Annotated in this window: 17 protein-coding genes; 6 read left to right on the forward strand and 11 right to left on the reverse strand. The window is 67.5% G+C overall.

Going from position 1 to position 20135, the window contains the following annotated elements; translation table 11 throughout:
• Positions 1–194: 194 nt before the first annotated feature.
• Together G3A44_RS03535 and G3A44_RS03540 are read right to left on the reverse strand one after the other, a co-directional pair.
• A complete protein-coding gene (locus tag G3A44_RS03535; protein WP_163456127.1) occupies positions 195–1349 on the reverse strand; it encodes a ParB/RepB/Spo0J family partition protein in 1155 nt (384 codons plus the stop codon).
• A 1-nt stretch (position 1350) separates the two neighbouring features.
• Positions 1351–2661 (reverse strand): ParA family protein, encoded by a 1311-nt coding sequence (locus tag G3A44_RS03540; protein ID WP_239061689.1) that lies wholly within the window; start codon positions 2659–2661, stop codon positions 1351–1353.
• Between the two features lie 615 nt (positions 2662–3276).
• On the opposite strand from G3A44_RS03540, the gene G3A44_RS03545 reads away from it, so the two are divergent.
• The gene (locus G3A44_RS03545; RefSeq protein WP_163456128.1) at positions 3277–4986 is read left to right on the forward strand and encodes a replication initiation protein; all 1710 of its coding nucleotides are present in this window, start codon (positions 3277–3279) and stop codon (positions 4984–4986) included.
• Positions 4987–5052: 66 nt separating this feature from the next.
• Here the strand turns inward: G3A44_RS03545 and G3A44_RS03550 are convergent, their stop codons facing one another.
• Positions 5053–5487, reverse strand: coding sequence for an Lrp/AsnC family transcriptional regulator (locus G3A44_RS03550; protein ID WP_203561282.1), 435 nt, complete (start codon positions 5485–5487; stop codon positions 5053–5055).
• Between the two features lie 153 nt (positions 5488–5640).
• Between G3A44_RS03550 and ocd the strand changes: the two genes are divergently transcribed.
• The 4 genes from ocd to G3A44_RS03570 all read left to right on the forward strand — a co-directional run bounded on the left by ocd (position 5641) and on the right by G3A44_RS03570 (position 10456).
• A complete protein-coding gene (ocd, locus tag G3A44_RS03555) occupies positions 5641–6687 on the forward strand; it encodes an ornithine cyclodeaminase (protein WP_163456129.1) in 1047 nt (348 codons plus the stop codon).
• A gap of 136 nt (positions 6688–6823) precedes the next feature.
• Positions 6824–7729, forward strand: coding sequence for a citrulline utilization hydrolase CtlX (ctlX, locus tag G3A44_RS03560; protein ID WP_239061701.1), 906 nt, complete (start codon positions 6824–6826; stop codon positions 7727–7729).
• Between the two features lie 180 nt (positions 7730–7909).
• Positions 7910–9337 (forward strand): CapA family protein, encoded by a 1428-nt coding sequence (locus G3A44_RS03565; protein ID WP_239061690.1) that lies wholly within the window; start codon positions 7910–7912, stop codon positions 9335–9337.
• 93 nt (positions 9338–9430) lie between these two features.
• Entirely contained in the window at positions 9431–10456 is a 1026-nt protein-coding gene (locus G3A44_RS03570; protein WP_163456131.1) for a ChaN family lipoprotein, read from the forward strand.
• Positions 10457–10473: 17 nt separating this feature from the next.
• Here the strand turns inward: G3A44_RS03570 and garD are convergent, their stop codons facing one another.
• From garD to G3A44_RS03610, 8 genes are all read right to left on the reverse strand, one after another.
• Complete coding sequence (gene garD / locus G3A44_RS03575) at positions 10474–12063, reverse strand: galactarate dehydratase (RefSeq protein ID WP_163456132.1); 1590 nt, start codon at positions 12061–12063, stop codon at positions 10474–10476.
• Positions 12064–12068: 5 nt separating this feature from the next.
• Positions 12069–13064: a Bug family tripartite tricarboxylate transporter substrate binding protein gene (locus G3A44_RS03580; RefSeq protein WP_163456133.1), complete on the reverse strand. Its 996-nt coding sequence runs from the start codon at positions 13062–13064 to the stop codon at positions 12069–12071.
• A gap of 180 nt (positions 13065–13244) precedes the next feature.
• Entirely contained in the window at positions 13245–14243 is a 999-nt protein-coding gene (locus G3A44_RS03585) for a TRAP transporter substrate-binding protein (protein ID WP_163456134.1), read from the reverse strand.
• Positions 14244–14267: 24 nt separating this feature from the next.
• Positions 14268–15551: a TRAP transporter large permease gene (locus G3A44_RS03590; protein ID WP_163456135.1), complete on the reverse strand. Its 1284-nt coding sequence runs from the start codon at positions 15549–15551 to the stop codon at positions 14268–14270.
• A gap of 1 nt (position 15552) precedes the next feature.
• Complete coding sequence (locus G3A44_RS03595) at positions 15553–16092, reverse strand: TRAP transporter small permease (RefSeq protein WP_163456136.1); 540 nt, start codon at positions 16090–16092, stop codon at positions 15553–15555.
• A gap of 26 nt (positions 16093–16118) precedes the next feature.
• Positions 16119–17111: a TRAP transporter substrate-binding protein gene (locus G3A44_RS03600; protein ID WP_163456137.1), complete on the reverse strand. Its 993-nt coding sequence runs from the start codon at positions 17109–17111 to the stop codon at positions 16119–16121.
• Positions 17112–17180: 69 nt separating this feature from the next.
• Positions 17181–18095 carry an SMP-30/gluconolactonase/LRE family protein gene (locus G3A44_RS03605; protein ID WP_203561283.1) on the reverse strand — a complete coding sequence of 305 codons (915 nt, stop codon included), beginning with the start codon at positions 18093–18095 and terminating at the stop codon, positions 17181–17183.
• A gap of 25 nt (positions 18096–18120) precedes the next feature.
• Positions 18121–18954, reverse strand: coding sequence for an NAD-dependent epimerase/dehydratase family protein (locus tag G3A44_RS03610; RefSeq protein WP_163456139.1), 834 nt, complete (start codon positions 18952–18954; stop codon positions 18121–18123).
• A gap of 242 nt (positions 18955–19196) precedes the next feature.
• Here G3A44_RS03610 and G3A44_RS03615 point away from each other — a divergent pair, with 242 nt between their 5' ends.
• Positions 19197–20111: a sugar kinase gene (locus G3A44_RS03615; protein ID WP_163456140.1), complete on the forward strand. Its 915-nt coding sequence runs from the start codon at positions 19197–19199 to the stop codon at positions 20109–20111.
• Positions 20112–20135: the final 24 nt, after the last annotated feature.

Below are 20135 nucleotides of genomic sequence, written 5' to 3' on the forward strand. Positions count from 1 at the left end.
CTTGTGGGGCATGCCAACCGGCCGTCTCGGTGGCCTCTGCACCCGCCAGCTCGAACTGGGAGGGCAAAGCCCAGACGAGTTGAGCGAGCGCTGGGCTCATGGCGGACAAAAGAAAAGGGGGTTGTACGGTACAACCCCCTTTGACCTGTCATGCGGCGCGGTTCGCACACCGCCTCGACGGAGGCTCCCACCGACTACTTCAGGACAGCCTCCTCGCCAACAAACAGGCGTACAGCCTGAACCAACGCCTCCACATCGCGCTGCTCCACTGCGCGGCCAGAAATGTCGATACGCAGGTCGCCCTCGGCGCTTTGCTGCACGGTCGCCACGCCGCGTCCAGCCAGCTCAATCGCCCACGATCGGGAGGGGGTTGTACGGTACAACGCCCCATTGCCGCGCAGATCCACAGGATCCTGCAAAAGCCGCTGCAGCACCTCCTTACCAGACAAGGCACCTCGGTCGTGGCTCAAAGCCGCGGCGCGCCGCAGCACCCCCTCACGGTCTGTGTTCAGCGCATCGTTGAGCAACTTGGACCAGCGGAACTGCAAATCCAGCGGCGAGGCAAAGGCGCCCACCACCTCGGCAGGCAAACGCGCCAGGCTCAGTGCCTTGCCCAGATTCCCCAAATCCACCCCCACCGCCTCAGCCAGCTTGCGGTTGGAGGGGAAGAGACCTTCATCCAGTGCGCGCTGGTACATCTTGCCCTGTTCCCAGGCCGAGAGATCCTTGCGGGTTCGGTTCTCACGGTCCATCTCGACGAACAATGCCTGGTCGTCCAGGTTGTCCACCATGGCCAGCACCGGCAAGCCAAGCTCCAGGCAGGCCTGGTGCCGGCGATGGCCATACACCAGCTCAAAGCGTTCAGCACCGCCCTCCGCTGCAACCTGGCGGACCTTGATGGGCTGAACGTTCCCCCCCGCGTTGGCGATCTCCGCCTTCAGCTGCTCAAAATCGACACCAAGAAAGCTGCGCGGATCACGATTGGCATACCGACTGCGCACCACCAGCTTCGGGTCCAACCACCGCGCGGCCTTTGCGCCCTCCCACTGCTGCAGGTCCACCAAGGCCTCGTCGAGCTGACTGCGAAGACCCTCCGCCTCTGCAGCCGCAGCACGCAGTTCCTCGTTCTCCTTGAGCAGGGAGGAGCGGGCGTCATTGGCAAAGGCCATCAGCGCGCCCGGCGCCGTTTTCGGCCCTGCCAAAGGTGCCGACGGCGCCACCGGCGCAGGTGCCGTCGTGTTGGGCAGGGCCAATCCTGGAATGGCCTCTCCGGCCCGCGAGGGCAGGGCGCCCGGCAGGTTGCTGAAATCCAGTTTGGCAGCCTTGCTGCTCAGCTTGCTCGTCGCCATGTCAATGTCCGAGTTGTTCCACTTGGGCCGCCCACACGGCCTCAATCTGTTGTTCCACCAGCTCACACAGCCGGTCATAAGCGTCCCGCGCCCGGGAGAAGGTCTTGGCGTTCATCGCCCCACGGGGCAGGTCATACACGGTGCCGAATTCGGCCGCCGCTGTCGCCGTCACTGCCGTCTTCGGGATCTCAATGGGCAACACCTTCTCGGTATAGCCCTCCAGGACCCATTGACGCACCACCGAACTTGCTGCGTCGGAGGATTCCACCCGTGACAGCAGCACGTCGATGAACTCGAACGTCTTGTCTTGGCCGCGGCTGCGAATCAGCTGATTGCAGAGATCGGAAAACAGATCCCAAAACTGCGCAGAACTTGCAAAATCCAAGGCAGATGGCGGCAGCGGCATGATGACGCCATCGGCCGCCATCAAGGCATTGATGGTGACGTAGGACAGCGCCGGCGGCGTGTCGATCACGATGACGTCGTAATCCATGCGCGCCTGGTCCAGACCGCGATCCAGACAGCGCCAAAACTCAAAGCCAGGATCGCGGGTTTGGCGTGCGGGGAGCGCAAATTCAGCCCCAAAAAGCAGCGGTGCGGCGCAAACCAGATCGATGCCAGGCCAGTAGCTCGGGCGAATGGCATAACTCAGGTCGTCGTGTTCGCCGGCAAAAAGGAGCATGGCGGTGTGTTCCTGCTCAACCTCCGCATCAGGAAGGACACCAAACAAGGTGGTGGCTGACCCTTGGGGATCCAGATCCACCACCAACACACGATGCCCGCGCATGGAAAGTCCCTGCGCTAGGGTCACCGCCGAGGTGGTCTTGGCCACGCCACCCTTGAAATTGGCCACCGTGATGGTGGTACCTGCCGCCATGGCAGGACGAAGGTGGCTTGCACGAAACTCTCGAACCCATTCCCGAGCTTCGTGCATCGTCCACTCACGGCGGTTTCCCTTCATCGTGCCCTGTGGCAGTCCGCCCCGACTCAGGCGATAGGCGATGCGGTTCTTGTCCACGTCGCACAAGGTGGCCAGCTGCGCGGCGCTGACGTCTGGGGCTTGTTTGGCGGCGGTTGGCTCCAGCATCGCAGCACGGATGTGTTCCATCATGGCCGAGATGCGTGCCGCTTGCAGTTCGATGTCCGCCAGAGACTGGCGTTTGATGGGGGCGCGCGCCTGTCGCAACGCGTCACTCATCACGGGCTTCTTTTCGCTCATCAGAAACTCCGAATAGATGTTGATTACGCGATTATGCGTGTGAACACCGAAAAATCGAATGGAATTCGGTATGTCAAAGCTCGCGAGCACCATGCCGCAGTGACGTATGCCAGCGAAAGCTTGTGGCATTCGGTTTTGGGTCCTAAATGGGGTCCATCAGACCTTCTCGGGGGATGAGATTAAGAAGAAATCTTCAATACCATCTAAGAGATTAAGCCTCCCTCGAATGTCAGAAAAACTCATATAATTCAACAACTTACATCGACTTTTAAGACCAAATTCGTCCAGCAACTACCCGCTGTTGTCCGTTGTTCTCCCGTTTGTGTCTGTGGAACAACCGACCATCGTCCAGCCTATGACCGGGGGCCACCGTCCAGACCCGTCCGGACGCCTCAAGGGCTGAGGCGTGCACATTCGCCCGGCCTCGCAGAGCCCTTCGTGGGGTCGAGTAGGGTTGTCGGCTGCGGAAAGGCGGGTAAATCTCGGACATCGGTCTCCAGAAATCGATCTCCCGCAAAGGCTTGGTGCCTGCCGGCAAGGGCCTGCGTGACGAAAGGTCCAGACTTTTCCCGTCGTCCTGGCCCGGTAAGCAGCTGGACTGTTTCGGATTTCGGCAAGAACCGTCCAGCTTTTACCCGCGAATCGAAGTGGATTGCGCGAACCACTGCGGTAATTGCGTCCAATCGCTGAAGGACATACCATCAACCCATGGACGATCCGCGTGCCCTCACCGCAGGCCCGCCCGGTGAGGAAAGCTCGACGCCAGAGCTGCGCAAGCCGCACGAAATGATCGTGCTCATGCCCCGCAGCAAGCGGGTGACCCTCACCGGACGGTTGCTCTACAACGCCATGCTGCAAGTGGCGCAGTCGCGTCTGGCGGCATTGCAGACCATGCCCAGTGCCGACTATCTGTTTGAGGCGCCCTTGCCAGCCCTGCTGCGCACGACTGGCTCCAGTGGCGAGGACCGCACCGCAGCTAAGCGCTATCTGCGCGAGATGCGCGGCTTGGAGGTGGACTGGGAGTCCACCGCACCGGGAGATGGCGTCAAGTGGCGCGGCTTTTCCATGCTCTCGGAGGTCGCCATCGAACTGCGGGGAGGGGAGAACTGGGTGGCCTGGTCTTATCCGCCCACGTTGATGGCGGCCCTGAGGGAGCCCGCCCGCTGGGCCCGGATTGATCTGGACATGCTGGCGCGCCTCGGAACTTACTCGGCGGTGGCCTTGTTCGAGATCTGTGCGCGCTACCGCGACAACCCATCGGGTGTGACCAGTCGCAAGCCGGTGTCGTGGTGGGTCGACGCGCTCAGCCCCCAGCCTGGTGGCAGCGAGCGGCGGGAGTGGCGCAAGTTCAAGTCAGAACGCGTGAAAGAGGCGGTGGACGAGATCAATGCGCACACCGACCTGGAGGTCGAACTCATTGAGCATCGGCAAGGGCGGGCTGTGATGGAGGTTCAGTTCGCGGTGCGTCGCAAGTTGCGCGGCGTGCGGGGGGCGGTACAAGCGGCGTTGGGCGCCGGCCAGGGCCAGGGCAACGGGACGACCGTACCCGCTGACGCGCACCTGGTGCTGCGTGCCGAGTCTCTCGGCATACGTGAGCTCAAGCTCGAAGGCTTGCTCAAGGAGTTCGGTGCGGATGCCGTGCGTGAGCAGCTTGATGTGGTCGAGCGCCGACACGCCAGTGCTCATCTCAGGCAGATTGAGAATCCGTATTCCTACCTCCGGTCGCTCTTGCGCCAGCAAGCTGGTCAGCTTGATTCGGTGGCGACGGTTCAAGTGCCGATGCAAGAACGGGATGCGGGTCCTGCGTGGTTGGCTGGCGATCGCCTTTCGGGCTCTGTCACCTCATCCTCTGCCAGGGTGGCTCGTCGGGCGGGCAGTGTTCCAACCAGGTCCGCTGCTTCAGGGGCACAAACCGCGGGCGAACTTTCGCAGACTCTGCTGCAGGGCATGGAGCGCGAGGCGCGCTCTCCTGTGGATCCACGTGGAACAGGGGCGCAAAGGCCAGCTGAGCGCCGGATGCCGGCGGCGGAGTCACCGGTGCAGGCGCGGCCTGTGATGCGTAGGCCGGGGCCAGTGGGCACCTCCGGCGTGGGTTCGGATGCCCGTTCGGGTCTTGGCGGCGTGGTGGGGCGCTCGGCGGGTAGTGGCACCGCTCCCGGAGTTTCGTCCATGTCCGACTCCTCTTGGCTGGAGCGCCGTATTCAGCAGCTCAAGAGCGAGTTAGCCAGCATGACGCCGGAGCAGCGGCAGGTTTGGGTGGAACTGGCGCTGAAGGATCTGGCGGAGAGGCGGCTTCTTTCGGCCGTCATTTCACGGCGCGCGGCGCAAGGCGATGTCCTTCACGGCATGTTGGGCGCTGTTTTGGTCAAGCTCTATGGCGAGCGGCAGTACGGTACTGGCTGGGACTCACAAACATAGATATACGCAATTGCCCGACTTTTCATCAACAGCGATGAGTTACAGACCAGATGGCTTGCGTATATCCTATTTGTAGGTGCCGAGAAGCAAGCTGGTCTCAGTCGTCGAAATTCCATCCAACAACCGAATGGTGTTGAGTACGGTATCGAAGGCGTGCAGGCTGTCAGTGCGCAGTTCGGCGACCAGGTCCCAACGGCCGTTGGTGGTGTGCAGCGCAACCACATTGGGGTGGCCGGTGAGGGCGTGGCGCACTTCCGCCGCGCGGTTGCCCTCCACCGCAATGCTCATCACCGCGCGGATGGCGTGCTCGGCCACATCGGGCTTGAGCTGCACGCTGTAGCCCACGATGGTGCCCTCGCGCTCCAGCCGCGCCAGGCGGTTTTGCACAGTGCTGCGGGTCACGCCCAGCGCACGGGCCAGCGCCACCACTGGCGTGCGCGCATTGCGGCGCAGCTGTGCGATCAGCTTGAGGTCGGTTTCGTCCAGAGTGGATGCGGCCATGGTTTGAGCAAAGTGTTTGCTTGGGTGTTCATTTTGCTCAATCCATTGCGCGAAGTGAGCAGCTTGCCTGCTTCTTTCTGGCGGTGGAGGCCGAAAGAATCCGGTGCATCGAGATCAGATGCCGCTGCCCGGAGGCAGCGCAAGGAGACCCCCATGACCCGATTCATTGATGTGGCCACCCTGGCCGAGTTGGTGGCCGCCGAGGGCCTGGAACATTTCATCGGCGAGCTGGCCGACACCATTGCGGCCGACTACGTGCGCTGGCCCGAGTTCGACAAGTCCGCTCGCGTGGCCAGCCACTCCGAGGTGGGTGTGATTGAACTGATGCCCACCGCCGATGGCCAGCGCTACGCCTTCAAGTACGTCAACGGCCACCCGGCCAACACCCGCCGCGGCCTTTACACCGTGATGGCGTTTGGCGTGCTGGCCGAGGTGGCCACCGGCTACCCGGTGCTGCTGTCAGAGTTGACGCTGGCCACCGCCTTGCGCACCGCGGCCACTTCGCTGGTGGCCGCCCGGGCGCTGGCCCGGCCTGGGTCACGCCGCATGGCACTGATTGGCAACGGCGCGCAGAGCGAGTTCCAGGCGCTTGCCTTCCATGCGCACCTGGGCATCGAGGAGCTGGTGCTGTTTGACGTGGACCCGGCCGCCATCGACAAACTGGTGCGCAACCTGGCCCAAGCCGCGCCGCGCCTGCAGGTGCGCCGCGCCACCAGCACCGCCGACGCGGTGCGCGGCGCCGACATCGTCACCACCATCACCGCGGACAAAACCCGCGCCACCATCCTCACGCCCGAGATGATCGAACCCGGCATGCACCTGAACGCCGTGGGCGGCGACTGCCCCGGCAAGACCGAGCTGCACCCAGACATCCTGCGGGCCGCCCGCATCGTGGTGGAGTACGAGCCGCAAACCCGCATCGAGGGCGACATCCAGCAACTGCCCGCCGACTGGCCGGTGGCTCACCTGTGGCGGGTGCTGGCCGGTGAGCAGACGGGCCGCGAATCGGCCGATCAGGTCACGGTGTTTGACTCGGTGGGCTTTGCGCTGGAGGACTTCTCCACCCTGCGCCTCATCGAAAGCCGTGCGGCCGCGCTGGGTCTGGGCCAGACCATCGAGCTGGTGCCCGCGGCCGAAGACCCCAAGGATCTCTTCCGCCACACCCGACGCGGCCAGCGCACGCTGCGCCGTGTGGCCTGAACGCCGCGCCGCCATGTTCTGCCTTCAGCCTGACCCGACCGTGGCCCACGCCGAGCTGCTCCCATCGGCCCCGCCCGTCGGCTTGTCGGTGGCCACCGCGCCACTGCCCAGCCTGCAAGCCCCGGCTGCGGTGGTGATGGTGCGCCCGCACCATTTCCACCCCAACCCCGAAACGCTGGCGGACAACGGCTTTCAAAGCCGCGGCGCCCCGGCCGATGGCGGCGCGCTGGCCGCCCGTGCGTTTGACGAGGTGAGCGCCGCCGCCCAGGTGCTGCGAGACGCAGGCGTCACTGTGCACCTGTTCGAGGACGACGGCACGCGTGACACGCCCGACTCGGTGTTCCCCAACAACTGGTTCTCCACCCATCCCGGGGGGCGCGTGGTGCTCTACCCCATGCACGCGGCCAGCCGCAGGAGCGAGCGCCGCGCCGATGTGATCGAGCTGCTCAAGGCCCGCTACCGCGTGCAGGAGCTGATCGACTACAGCGGCCTGGAAGCCGATGGCCTGAGCCTGGAGGGCACCGGCGCCATGGTGCTGGACCACCTGGACCGCGTGGCCTATGTGGCCCGCTCTCAGCGCGCTGACCCGGCGGTGCTGGCGCGTTTTGCGGCCCATGGCCATTACGAGCCGCTGGTGTTTGACGCCACCGATGCCCAGGGCCTGCCGGTCTATCACACCAATGTGCTGATGTGCGTGGCCACCCGCTTTGCGCTGGTGGGCACCGGCCTGATCCGCTGCCCGGCGCAGCGCGCCCAGGTGGTGCGGCGCCTGCAAGACAGTGGCCGCGAGGTCATCGAGTTGAGCGAAGCGCAGTTGCGCGAGTTTGCCGGCAACGCGCTGGAGCTGAGCGGGCGCAGCGGCCCGGTGCTGGCCCTGTCGGCCCGGGCGGCGGTGGCGCTCACAGCGGCACAACGTGCGGCCATCGAGCGCAGCGCCCGCTTGCTGCCGCTGGCGGTGCCCACCATCGAGCTGGCGGGGGGCTCGGTGCGCTGTATGTTGGCCGGCATCCACCTGACGCCACGGCCGGTGGCAGCAGCCTGAGGGGGGACTGCGGCGGGCCTGAAGCGGGTATCAAACGGGCCGGAAGCGGGCAGGCGGCAGGCATGAGGGCCGGGCCGCTCCGGGTGCAGCGTGGGCCGGCGCTGTGCGATGCTCGGGCGCCCGCGTGTCGCGGGCCACCGATGCCCACCGACGACCACTGACCCCTGCCACTTGCCGCCCATGCCCCGCACCGCCCTTGCTCTTGCTGCCTTGACCACCGTGTTGTGGGGGAGCGCCGTCACCCCGGCGTCTGCCGCAGTGCCCCAAGCCGAATGCCAAGTGACCTACGGCGGGGAAACCCACACCTGGCAGGCCAGCGCCACCGCCGCCCCGCTGCAAGCGCCCGTGAAAGCCGTGGGTTCCTACTTCTTGCTGCGCATGGTGCTGGAGCAACTGCCCGGCAGCGAACCCGCGCTCAAGCTGAGTGCCTGGGCCGACGCGGAAGGCGCCCCGCAGCCCCTGCACGAAGGCCGCTGGCCCGCCACTCGCGCCGGCGACACCGGCTGGCAGGCGGTGTATGAGCCGATGCGCGACGGTGAACTGCGCTACCGCTGCCAGTGGCCCGCCGTGCCCACCTTGCCCCCGGTCCGTCGCCTGCAGGCCCCGCTGGCCGTGGTGCCGCTGGACCCGGCCGTACCCGAGCGCACCCTCTCCCCCGCCCAAGCGCAAGCCCTGCGCGCCACGCCGGCCCCAGCGGGGGCACGGGTCACGCTGGCTTTTGCCGGTGACTTGATGCTGGACGACGGCCCTGGCCGCCTGATCGCCGCCGGAGGCGACCCGCTCGCGCCTTTTGACGCCCTGCTGCGCGCCGCCGATGTGCGCATCGGCAACCTGGAGTTGCCCGTGTCCACGCGCGGTGAGGCACTGGCCAGCAAGATTTTTGTGTTCCGCGCCCCGCCGCAGGCGCTGCGCGTGCTGCAAGGCCGTTTTGACGCCGTGGCCGTGGCCAACAACCACTCGGGCGACTACGGCAAGCAGGCCTTTGCCGACACCTTGAGCCACAGTCGCGCCGCCGGCTTGGTGCCCTTTGGGGGCGGCGCCAACCTGCGCGAGGCGCACCGGCCGCTGTGGATCGAGCGCCAGGGCCTGCGCATCGCCGTGCTGGCCTACAGCGAGTTCAAGCCGCGCAGCTTTGCCGCCGGCCCCGACTGGCCCGGCATCGCCTGGAGCGAGGACACGCTGGTGGAAGCCGACATCCGCGCCGCCCGCGCCGCCGGCGCGCACGTGGTGATCCCGTTCATGCACTGGGGCTGGGAGCGTGAACCCCAACCCGAAGCCCGCCAGCGCGCGCTGGCTCGCCGCATGATCGCCGCCGGTGCCGATGCGGTGGTGGGCGGCCATCCGCACGTGACGCAGGGCGCCGACATCATCGATGGCAAACCGGTGATCTGGAGCCTCGGCAACTTTGTGTTCGATGGTTTTGACCTGCCTGCCGCCAAGGTGGGCTGGCTGCTGCGCCTGACGGTGGACGCCCAGGGCGTTCAGGCCTGGGATACCGTGGCCGCCCGCATGGACGAGCAGGGAACCCCCCATCCAGACCCCGCCTTGCCCACCCCCTGCGGCCGCCGTGGCCAAGCGCGGGTGGGTGAATGCACCCCCTTGCGTTGAGGTCGCCCCGGGCCGCCCAGAATGACGGCCATGCGCACACTGCCTCATCGCCTCCCGGTACCCGCTGACCCTCCGCCCATTGAACCCCCGTCCGTGGGGAGCCGCCGCCACGCCTTGATCCGTGCCGGGCTGAGTTGGGGTACTTGGGCGCTGGCCAGCGGGGGCTTGGGGGCTTGCGCCTGGATGGGCCCGCAGGGGGGCTCGCCGAGTGGCCATTCCGGTGGCCATCCCCCCGAGGGCCAAGGCTATGAGGCTGCCACCGGCCGCCCGCTGGACCCCACCGCGTGGCAGGCCCGCTTGGCCCAGGCCGATGTGCTGCTGCTGGGCGAGCGCCATGACAACGCGCTGCACCACACCCTGCGGGGGCGTTGGATCGCCGCTTTGCCCCACGCGCAGGTGGTGGCCGAGCACCTGCCGCAAGGCGGCACGGTGGTGTGGCCTACGGCGCCGAACCTGCCAGAGCAACAGGAGGCGCCCAGCGGACCGCGTGAGGCCGCCTGGCTGGCCGCCCTGACCGCTGCGGGGTTTGAGCCACAGGCCTGGGGCTGGCCCCTGCACCAGGGCTTGATGGCGCCGCTCGCCCAGGCCGGCGTGCCAGTGAGGGGTGGCAATCTGCCGCGTGCGCTGGCCCGGCGCATCGCGCGCGAAGGCGAGGCGGCTTTGCCGCCGGCGTTGGCCGCCAGTTTGGCGCGCGCGCCGCTGTCTGGCGGCGCCCTGGCCAGCTTGCAGGCGGCGTTGGTGCAGGGCCATTGCGGCCAGTTGCCGGTGGCCCGTCTGCCGGCCATGGTGGCGGCGCAGCGGGCGCGGGATGCCGCGATGGGCCAGAGCCTGCTGGCGGCCTGGGACGCCGGCGCCCGGCCCGCGGTGCTGGTGGCCGGCAACGGCCATGTGCGCACCGATTGGGGCGTGCCGGTGTGGTTGCGGGCTCAACGCCCGGGGCTGCGGGTGTTGAGCGTGGTGATGAGCGAGGTGGGCGAGGGCGAGTCAAACCACCCACTGCCCGGCACCTTGCCGCCGCAGGCGCCGGGCAGCGAAGGGGCCGCGGCGGACCTGCTGTGGCTGGCCCCCGCACCCGCCGGGCGTGAGGACCCGTGCCAAGGCCTGAACTTGCCGCGCTGAGCCCTGGGCTCAGCGGCTCAGGTCACCGGGGCTGGGTTGAACAGCACCAGCGCGTTGTGCAACTGGTGTTTCTCCGCCCAGGTGGGCTGGCCGCTGGCGGTGGCGATCATCTGCTCCAGCAGGGCCCAGCCGGCCTGCTCGATGGACAGCTCGCCTTCGGCAATGCGCCCGGCGTTGAAGTCCATCAGGTCGTGCCAGCGTCGCGCCAAGTCAGATCGGGTGGCCACCTTGATCACCGGGCAGGCGGCCAAGCCGTAAGGCGTGCCGCGGCCGGTGGTGAAGATGTGCAGGTTCATGCCGGCGGCCAGTTGCAGCGTGCCGCAGATGAAATCACTGGCCGGCGTGGCGGCATAGACCAGGCCGCGCTGATCGCGCCGCAGCTTCTCACCCGGCGGCAGCACGTGGGCGATGGGCGCCGAGCCGCTCTTGACGATGGAGCCCATGGCCTTTTCGGTGATGTTCGAGAGGCCACCGGCTTTGTTACCCGGCGTGGTGTTGGCGGCGCGGTCCACCCGGCCGCGCTCCAGGTAGCGGTCGTACCAGCCCAGCTCGCGCACGATCCCTTCGGCCACCTCGGGGGTGGCGGCGCGGCGGGTGAGCTGCTCCACGGCGTCGCGCACCTCGGTGTTCTCGCTGAACATGAGGGTGGCGCCGGCGCGCACCAGCAGGTCGGCCGCGTAGCCCACCGCGGGGTTCGCGGTGACGCCCGAGAAGGCGTCGGAGCCGCCGCACTGCACGCCCACCACCAGCTCGCTCAAGGGCACCGGCTCGCGCCGGCGGGCGTTCAGCCGTGCCAGGATGGGCCGGGCGCGATCGAGGATGTCCTCGATCATCGAGTGGAAGCCCACATGGGCGGCGTCTTGCAGGCACACCGTCTCGGGTCCGCTGGCGGGGTCGCGGCCGTCGGCGATGGGGAAGCTGCCCGGCGGCAGCAGGCGCTCGGGCTGCAGCTTTTCGCAGCCCAGGCTGACCACCAGCACCTCGCCGCCGAAGTTGGGGTTCAGCGACAGGTTGCGCACGGTGCGGATCGGGATCACCGCGTCGGGCGCGTCAATGGCCACGCCGCAGCCGTAGCTGTGCTCCAGGCCCACCACCCCATCGACATTCGGGAACTGGGGCAGCAGCTCGCGGCGGATGCGATCCACCGCATGGCTCACCACGCCGGCCACGCATTGCACCGTGGTGGTGATGGCCAGCAGGTTGCGCGTGCCCACCGAGCCGTCGGCGTTGCGGTAGCCCATGAAGGTGCGGCCGGTCAGCTCGGGCGGGCAGGCCATGTCAGGGTGCGGGCCGGTGGCGAACGTCGAGCGGGGCAGACCCTCCAGCTCGCGCGCCGGGCGCAGGGCCAGCCGGCGCTCGTGCACCCAGCTGCCGGCCGGGATGTCGGCCAGCGCGGTGCCGATGGGCACGTCGTACCGGCGCACCTCGGCGCCGGCGGGCAAGTCGGTCAGGGCCACCTTGTGGCCCTGGGGCACGGCCTCACGCAGCACCAGGCCGGCACCGGGCACGCCCTCGGGCAGCACGGTGCCCGCGGGCAGTCCCCCATCGTTGGCCACGATGGCCACGTTGTCGGCGGGGTGCATGGCGATGGTCAGCGGCTTGGTCATCCCGGTCATTCCAGCGTCACCTTGCCTTCCTTGGCCACGCGTTGCCACTTGCTCAGCTCACCGCGGTTGAACTCGGCAAACTGGGCCGGCGTGTTGGCGCTGTGGCTCAGGCCCAGCACATACAGGCGGGCCTTGACCTCGGTGGTGGCCAGGATCTTCTCGACCTCGGCGTTCAGGCGCTGCACCACCGCTGCGGGCGTGCCCGCCGGGGCATAAAGCGCCTGCCAGCTGGCCACCTCAAAGCCCTTCACGCCGGCCTCCTGCATGGTCGGCACGTCCGGCAGCAGCGGGCTGCGCTGCGCCGTGGTCACCGCCAGGGCCCGCACCTTGCCGGCCTGGATGTGGGGCAGGGCGACGGTGATGGTCTCGAAGCTCGACGGAATCTGGTGGCCGATCACGTCTTGGATGGCCGGGGCGCTGCCCTTGTAGGGCACATGGGCGAGGTCTGCCCCGGCCAGCAGCTTGAACAGCTCGCCCGACATATGCTGGGAGCTGCCCATGCCCGCGGAGGCGAAGGCGATGGCATCGGGCTTGGCCTTGGCCGCGGCAATCAAGTCCTTGACGTTCTTGAAGGGCTGATCGGTGCCCACCAGCAGCACATTGGGGATGGTGCCCAGCAGGTTGACAGGGGCGAAATCCTTGGCCGCGTCGTACGGCATCTTGGCCCGCATGGCGGGGTTGATGGCGTGGCTGGCGATGGTGCCAAGCAGCAGGGTGTAGCCATCCGCCGGCGACTTGGCCACCGCATCAGCCCCCAGCACGCCCCCCGCACCTGCGCGGTTCTCCACCACCACGGTCTGCTTCAGGCCGGCCTGCAGGCGCTCTGCGATCAGGCGGCCCAGGATGTCGCTGGTGCCACCAGCGGCGAAGGGGATGATCAGCTTTATCGGGCCCTTGGCCGGCCAGGCGGCCTCCTGGGCCAGGGCGGTGGAAGAAACCAAAGGCAGCCCGGCCCACAGCGCGGAGGCCAGGACGGAGGACAGCAGGTGGCGGCGTTGCATGGGCAAGTCTCCAGGTGAGGGACTGGCGGGAGCTCTTGCCGAGCATCCACCATGTCATCGGTTATCGTACAACTTGCCGCTACTCTAAGGACTATCAGACCGCCGACACATCCGGGTATCCACGAATGGCGCTTGTCCTTGCCGCCCAGCCGACACGTATTGCCGGGCTTCGTGAATCCCTCAGCCCGCCATGCCTTGTGTCAGCACCATGGACAGCGCTTCCCGGGTCACCGGATCGGTGCTGCGCCACAGCGGCTCGTAAATGGGCTTCATGCGGCGCAGCACCGCGCCATGGTCGCCGGCCAGGTGGAACTGCACGCCTTGCCGTGCCAGGCGAGCCTGCACCTCGGCCACACGCTGCGCCCAGAGCTGACGCATGTGCAGGGCCGATTCGCGGCCTGCCTGGAGCAGGCGCTCCTGCTCGGCAGGCGAGAAGCGTGCCCAGGCCTTCTCCCCCATGATGAGCATCTCGGGCGAGACGAGGTGCCGGGTAAGGGTGTAGTGTGGTGCTACCTTGTAGTGCCCCGTGCTTTCGTACGACGGCAGGTTGTTCTCCGCGCCGTCGATCTGCCCCCCCTCGAAGGCCGCCAGCACCTCCTTGAAGGGCAGGGGCACCGCCTTGCCGCCCAGCGTGCTCACCATGGCCGCGTGGGCCGGCGTGTTGCCCACCCGAAGGCGCTCTCCCTGGAAGTCGCTGGCGGTGCGCAGCGGCTTGTGGCGGTGGTAGAAGTTGCGCGTGCCACCTTCGTACCAGCCCAGCAGAATCACCCCGAAGCGGCGCAGCTCCGCGGCGATGAGCGCGCCCAGGCGTCCGTCCAGCAGCTTGAACATGGCCCCGCTCTCCTTGAAGAGAAAGGGCGTGCCCAGGAGCTGCAGCACGGGCACCTTGTCGCCGTAGCCCAGCAGGCCGATCTCAGCAAAGTCGATCTCGCCGCGGGTCAGCCGCTCCAGCACCTGGCCTTGGGGCGCCAAGCTGCCGTTGCCATGCACCTTGGCCGTGAGGCGCTGGCCGGTGATCCGGGCCAGTTCGTCGGCAAAGCGCTGCATGGCCTGGTTCACGGGGTAGTCGTCCGGGTGGATGCTCCAGCCGTTGAGCACGGTGGGAGCGTCCGCCGCGCAAACGGCCCGCGGCGCCCCGGCGGCCAGCGCCAGGGTCTGCAAGACGGTTCTGCGTTGCATGGTGGGTTCCTGGGCTTGGTGGGCTTACAGACCCAGCGTGCGCGGCAGCCACAGCGACAGCCACGGGATGTAGGTCACCATCAGCAGCACGATGAACAGGGCAACGAAGAAGGGCATCATGGCCCGCGTCACCACCCCCAGTGAGAGTTTGGCCACGGCCGAACCGACGAACAGCACGGTGCCCACCGGCGGCGTGATCAGACCGATGCCGAGGTTGACCATCATGATCATGCCGAAGTGCACCGGGTCCACCCCCAGCATCTTCACCACCGGCAGCAGGATGGGCGTGAGGATGAGGATCAGCGGGGACATGTCCATCAGACAGCCCAGCAACAGCAGCAGCACGTTGATGAGGGCCAGGATGACGTACTTGTTGTCCGACAGGCTGGTGAGGAATTCCGTCACCTGCATCGGGATCATCATCACCGTCATGAGGTAGCCAAAGGCCGCCGCAAAGCCGATCAGGATCATCACCACGGTGACGGTCTTCACCGTGCGGTGCACCAGCTTGGGCAGGTCACGCCACTTGTAGTCCCGGTAGATGAACATGGTGACGAAGAAGGCCCACACCACCGCGATGGCCGCCGATTCGTTGGCCGTGAACACCCCCGTGAGGATGCCGCCCAGGATGATGACCATGGTCATCAGCCCCCAGAGGGCTTCACCGGCGATCTTGAGCGCCTGCCTGAGCGGGATCACCTCCCCCTTGGGGTAACCCTCGCGCCGGGCGGTGATGAGGCACAGCACCGCCAGCGTCAGCCCCATGAGCAGCCCCGGCAGCACACCGGCCATGAACAGCGCGGCAATCGACACCGAACCGCCCGCCGCCAGCGAGTACAGCACCGCGTTGTGGCTGGGCGGGATCAGGATGGCCTGCACCGAGCCGCTCACCGTCACCGCCGTGGCGAAGGGGCGCGGGTAGCCCTTCTTTTCCATCTCGGGAATCAGCACCGAGCCGATGGAGGCGGTATCCGCCACCGAGGAGCCGGAGATGGCGCCAAAAAAGGTGCTGGCCATGATGTTCACCAGGCTCAGGCCGCCCCGGATGAACCCCACCAGCACGCCAGCAAACGCCACCAGACGCCGCGCCATGCCGCCTTCGGCCATCAAGGCGCCGGCCAGCACGAAGAAGGGAATGGCCAGCAGCGAGAACTTGTTCACGCCCGAGGCGATCTGGATCATCACCGCGTCCAGCGGCAGGTCGATCCACAGGGCGCCGACCAGGGCCGAGAGGCCCAGCGAATAGGCGATCGGCACGCCGATCATCATCAGCGCGAAAAACGAGCCGAGCAAGACAAGCGCATCCATGTCAGGTCTCCTGCGGGGCCGGTGCGTGGTCGTCCAGCCCTTCTTCATAGCGCACGATCGCGCGGGTGTTCTGGGCACCGTAGAGGCACTTCTCCAGCACGAACAGCAGGGTGACGGCTGAGCCGATGGGCAACGCTGCATAGGTGGCCCCCACCGGCAGCCAGGGCAGCTCACTCACCCCCTGGTTCCAGGTCTCCAGGCACAACTTGGTGCCGTACCAGGTGACGAAGGCGCAGATCAGCAGCATCAGCCCGTCCACCACCCACACCAGCAGCGCTTGCACGGCCTGGGGCAGTTGTTCGGTGAGCATGTTCACCGCGATGTGCCCGCCCGCGCGGTAGGCACAAGCCGCCCCGATGAAGGTGAACTGCATCATCAGCAGGATGGCGATGGGCTCAGGCCATTGCGAGCCCGTGCCCATGACGTAACGCGAGAACACCCCCCAGGGGATGATGAGCGCCATCAGCGTGATGGCGCTCCCCGCGATCCAGATGGCGGCCAGGTACAGCCGGTCCATCCAGCGCACAAAGAGCGGTTCCATGATGTGGGTGCCTCCGGCCTTGCCGCTCACTTCGTGGCTTCGATGCGCTTGATCAGCTCAGCGTGTTGGGCGCCGTACTTGGCGCGCACGCTGGCGGTGGCGTCGTAGAAGGCCTTGTTGTCGATCTGGATGAACTCGACGCCGGCGCCCTTGAGCTTGGTCGTGTAGTCCGCCACGCTCTGGTCCCACAGCTTGCGCTGCTCCATTTGCGCTTCCCGGCCCAGCTTCTTCAGCAAGCCTTGGTCGGCCGGAGTGAGCTTGTCCCAGGTGGCCTTGGAGACCACCAGCAACTCGGGAATCACCAGGTGGTTGGTCTGGGTGTAGTACTTGGCGCCAGTCGAGAAATGGTTGCTGGTGAAGAAGCTCGGCGGGTTGTTCTCGGCCCCGTCGACCACGCCGGTCTGCAGGGCGGTGAAGACTTCGCCGTAGCCCATGCTGATCCCGTTGCCGCCCATGGCGTTCATGGTGTCCACGAACAGCGGGTTGCCCATCATGCGGATCTTCTGGCCCTTCAGGTCTTCAGGCTTGCGCACCGGCTTCTTGGTGTAGAGGCTGCGTGCGCCGCCGTCCATCCAGCCAATGGCCACCAGCTTGGCGGGCGAAGCGCTGATCTTGGCCAGCAGCTCATCGCCGATGGGGCCGTCGATGACGGCGCGCATGTGCGCCACGTCGCGAAACACGAAGGGCAGGTTGAAGACGTTGACCTCGGGCACCACCGTGCCCACCGGCCCCAGCGAGGTGCGCAGGATGTTGATGGCCCCGACCTGGGTCTGCTCGATCATCTCCTTCTCGCCGCCCAGGACACCACCCGGGTACATGCGCAGCTTGATGCGGCCGCTGGTGGCGGCCTCCAGCTTCTTGCCCAGGCTTTCCACGGCGACCACATTGGGGTAGCCGGCCGGATGCACGTCAGCCGCCTTCAGGGTCAGCTCGTTGGCCGAGGCCTGGAAGGGGGCGGAGAGGGAGGCGGCAAAGCCCAGGGTGGCCACGGTGGCCAGCAGAGAACGGCGTGCAGTCATGGTGGGATCTCGTTCCAGTGAGGGTGGGAGAAAGGCGGCCGCCACTTCGGCGGTGGCAGCTCAGGGGACTCAGATCGACAGGACGGGGGCAGGGGACAGGGCAGCTCCGGCGGGCGCGAACGGCCTTTCGGCCAAGCCGCACACCCCCGGGCGGGTGACAAAGACGGCGCCCGGCAGCGCCCCCTGCTCTGCGGTTGGCTGCGCCGGCCGGATGGACGTGATGAACAGCAAGTCCCCCTGCGGGCCGCCAAAGCAGCACATCGAGGGCTTGGCCACGGGCACAGAAAGGGAGCGGTCCAGCTGGCCATCGGGCGTGAAGCGGTGCACCTGCCCGGCGTCGTTGGCGCAGATCCAGTAGCAGCCCTCGGCGTCCACGGCGGCGCCGTCCGGGCGGCCCGGTAGCGTGCGCATGTCCACGAAGACCTGGGCCGGCCCCAAGGTGCCGTCCTCGTGCAGCGGCGCGCGCCAAATTTGCTGCGACAGCGGGTGGCTGTCGCTGAAGTAGGCAAGGTCGCCCGCGGGACTGAAGGCCAGGCCGTTGGGCACGTACAGGCCCTGGCGCTGCGGGGCCGACAGGCCGTCACCGTCCAGTCGGTAGAGGGCCCCCGCCGCCAGGTTGAGCTGCATGCCCCGCACCATGGTGCCGGCCCAGAAGCGGCCCTGGCGGTCGGTGCGGCCGTCGTTGAAGCGCATGCCCGGCGCGGCATGGTCCACCTGGGCCAGCGTGCGACGGTGCAGCTCGCCAGAGGCCAGCGGCTGCAGCTGCACCACCTCGCGCTCCAGCGCGGCCACCAACCCCCCCTGCGCATGCAGGGCGATGCAGCCGATGCACTCGCCCACGCTCCAGCGCCGGTGGCCGTCCGCCTCGCTCCAGCGGTTCAGGGCTTGGCCTTCAATGTCCACCCAGTACAGCGCGTTCTCGCCGGGGTGCCACAGCGGGCTTTCGCCCACGGCATCACGATGGGTGTCGAGCAGCAGTTCCATGGACAAAGACTCCCTGGGGCCGCGCTCAGGCCTGCGGCGGGATGGTGACGAAACGGCCGCCCTGCAGCCGCTGCGTCGGATCGCTCAGGTCGATGTGCGGTTGGCGCGCCTCGATGGCGGCACGCCAGGGCTCCGAGCTGTCCTGAGGGCGGTAGCCGACATGGCTGGCCCCGCGGTTGTCCCACCAGGTGCTGGCGTTGTCCGAGCAGCCGTACACGATCGTGTGCCCCAGTACCGGCGCACGCAGGCAGGCCATCACCAGGCGTTCCAGGTCATCGTGGCTGAGCCAGGTGGAGAGCATGCGCCGGTCGGTCGGCTCCGGCGTGCAACTGCCGATGCGCAGGCAGGCCGTCTCGATGCCGTGGCGGTCAAAGTAGAGCCGGGAGAGGTTCTCGCCAAAGGCCTTGCTCAGGCCGTAGAAGCCATCTGGACGCGGCGTGGCCTTCACATCCAGCACCTCGTGCTGGCCATACATGCCCACGACATGGTTGGAGCTGGCGAAGACGATGCGGCGCGCGCCATGGATCCGCGCCGCCTCATAGAGGTTCTTGGCACCCACGATGTTGGCCTGCAGGATGGGATCCCAGGGCGTCTCGATGGAGATGCCCCCAAAGTGCACCACGGCGTCCACCCCTTCGAGCAGGGCGGTGACCGCAGCGGCGTCGGCCAGGTCAGCTTGCACCACTTCCTCGCCCGCGCCGGCCGCGGCCATGGGCGCGATGTCGGACAGGCGCAGCGTCTGGCAATAGGGCTTGAGCCGTTGGCGCAGCACCTGGCCCAGGCCGCCTGCCGCGCCGGTCAGCAACAGGCGCGCAAAGCGAGGCGCTACAGGGCACAGAGGGTCGGTGATGGCGTTCATTGTGGTGATTACGTAGTTGTCCGACGACGGACGAGATGATTGCGACTTATGCCCGGAACGTCACCTCGGGAAACCCTAGGTACCGCGCGTCGTGTTGCCGAAGGCCCCCCGATGGCCCGAAGGTTGTATGACTACAGGACCAACCCAGAAGACGGGCAGCCGATTCGGGTTGTGGAGCAAGCATTCATGGATTTAAGTTCTTAGAATAGCAAAACAACGTTTCATTCTTTCTAGGAGTTTCCATGAGTCACACCACCTGCCACGTGGCACTGCTGGGCGAATGCATGCTGGAGCTGCAGGGCGAGGCCTTCGGGGCCATGCGCCAGTCCTTTGGCGGCGACACCCTCAACAGTGCCGTGTACCTGGCTCGGGCCGGCGCCGGGCAGGGCGTGAAGGTGAGTTACGCCACCGGGCTGGGCACCGATGCGCTGAGCGACGGGCTGCTGAGCCGCTGGGCCGAGGAGGGCTTGGCGCTGGAGCTGGTGCGCCGCCTGCCGGGCCGCATGCCGGGCCTTTACCAGATTCAGGTCGACGCACGCGGCGAACGCACGTTCTTCTACTGGCGCGAGCAGAGCGCGGCGCGGGCCTATTTCGAATCTGAATCCACCCCGCTGGAAGCGGCTGCCGCCACGCTGGACGTGCTGTACTTCAGTGGCATCAGCCTGGCCATCCTGCCTCCGGCGGGCCGCGAGCGGCTGCTGCAGCTGGCCCAGCGCCTGCGGGCGCGCGGCGCCCAGGTCGTGTTTGACAACAACTACCGTCCACGCCTGTGGCCCGACGCGGCCACCGCCCTGCACTGGTACGGGCGCACCTACGCCTTGTGCAGCACCGCGCTGCTGACGCTGGACGACGAGCAGGCCCTGCGCGGACTGGGCGAGGCCGAGGCACTGGAGGTGGCCGCCCGCCTGCCCACCCCGGAGGTGGTGGTCAAGCGGGGGCCGGCGCCCACCCTGGTGCGCACCGCGGGCCAGGCTTGGGTGGCGGTGCCCACGGTGCCTGTGGCGCAGGTGGTGGACACCACCGCCGCGGGCGACTCCTTTGGCGGCGCCTACCTGGCCGCGCGGCTGGCGGGCGCCACGCCCGCACAGGCCGCGGCGGCTGGCAACGCGCTGGCGGCGCAGGTCATCCAGCACCGTGGCGCCTTGATGCCCCGCTGATGCCCACCCGCCTGGCGCCATCCC

Source organism: Ideonella livida (assembly GCF_010499455.1).
GTDB classification, from domain to species: Bacteria; Pseudomonadota; Gammaproteobacteria; order Burkholderiales; family Burkholderiaceae_C; genus Ideonella; species Ideonella livida.

What these genes read in the sequence shown, in the direction of transcription:
- G3A44_RS03565 (WP_239061690.1), top strand. Translation starts at nt 7,910, where the DNA reads ATGCCCCGCACCGCCCTTGCTCTTGCTGCCTTGACCACCGTGTTGTGG.
- ocd (WP_163456129.1), top strand. Translation starts at nt 5,641, where the DNA reads ATGACCCGATTCATTGATGTGGCCACCCTGGCCGAGTTGGTGGCCGCC.
- garD (WP_163456132.1), bottom strand. Translation starts at nt 12,063, where the DNA reads ATGACCAAGCCGCTGACCATCGCCATGCACCCCGCCGACAACGTGGCC.
- G3A44_RS03580 (WP_163456133.1), bottom strand. Translation starts at nt 13,064, where the DNA reads ATGCAACGCCGCCACCTGCTGTCCTCCGTCCTGGCCTCCGCGCTGTGG.
- G3A44_RS03610 (WP_163456139.1), bottom strand. Translation starts at nt 18,954, where the DNA reads ATGAACGCCATCACCGACCCTCTGTGCCCTGTAGCGCCTCGCTTTGCG.
- G3A44_RS03605 (WP_203561283.1), bottom strand. Translation starts at nt 18,095, where the DNA reads ATGGAACTGCTGCTCGACACCCATCGTGATGCCGTGGGCGAAAGCCCG.
- G3A44_RS03590 (WP_163456135.1), bottom strand. Translation starts at nt 15,551, where the DNA reads ATGGATGCGCTTGTCTTGCTCGGCTCGTTTTTCGCGCTGATGATGATC.
- ctlX (WP_239061701.1), top strand. Translation starts at nt 6,824, where the DNA reads ATGGTGCGCCCGCACCATTTCCACCCCAACCCCGAAACGCTGGCGGAC.
- G3A44_RS03540 (WP_239061689.1), bottom strand. Translation starts at nt 2,661, where the DNA reads ATGGTGCTCGCGAGCTTTGACATACCGAATTCCATTCGATTTTTCGGT.
- G3A44_RS03615 (WP_163456140.1), top strand. Translation starts at nt 19,197, where the DNA reads ATGAGTCACACCACCTGCCACGTGGCACTGCTGGGCGAATGCATGCTG.
- G3A44_RS03545 (WP_163456128.1), top strand. Translation starts at nt 3,277, where the DNA reads ATGGACGATCCGCGTGCCCTCACCGCAGGCCCGCCCGGTGAGGAAAGC.
- G3A44_RS03585 (WP_163456134.1), bottom strand. Translation starts at nt 14,243, where the DNA reads ATGCAACGCAGAACCGTCTTGCAGACCCTGGCGCTGGCCGCCGGGGCG.
- G3A44_RS03595 (WP_163456136.1), bottom strand. Translation starts at nt 16,092, where the DNA reads ATGGAACCGCTCTTTGTGCGCTGGATGGACCGGCTGTACCTGGCCGCC.
- G3A44_RS03600 (WP_163456137.1), bottom strand. Translation starts at nt 17,111, where the DNA reads ATGACTGCACGCCGTTCTCTGCTGGCCACCGTGGCCACCCTGGGCTTT.
- G3A44_RS03550 (WP_203561282.1), bottom strand. Translation starts at nt 5,487, where the DNA reads ATGGCCGCATCCACTCTGGACGAAACCGACCTCAAGCTGATCGCACAG.
- G3A44_RS03535 (WP_163456127.1), bottom strand. Translation starts at nt 1,349, where the DNA reads ATGGCGACGAGCAAGCTGAGCAGCAAGGCTGCCAAACTGGATTTCAGC.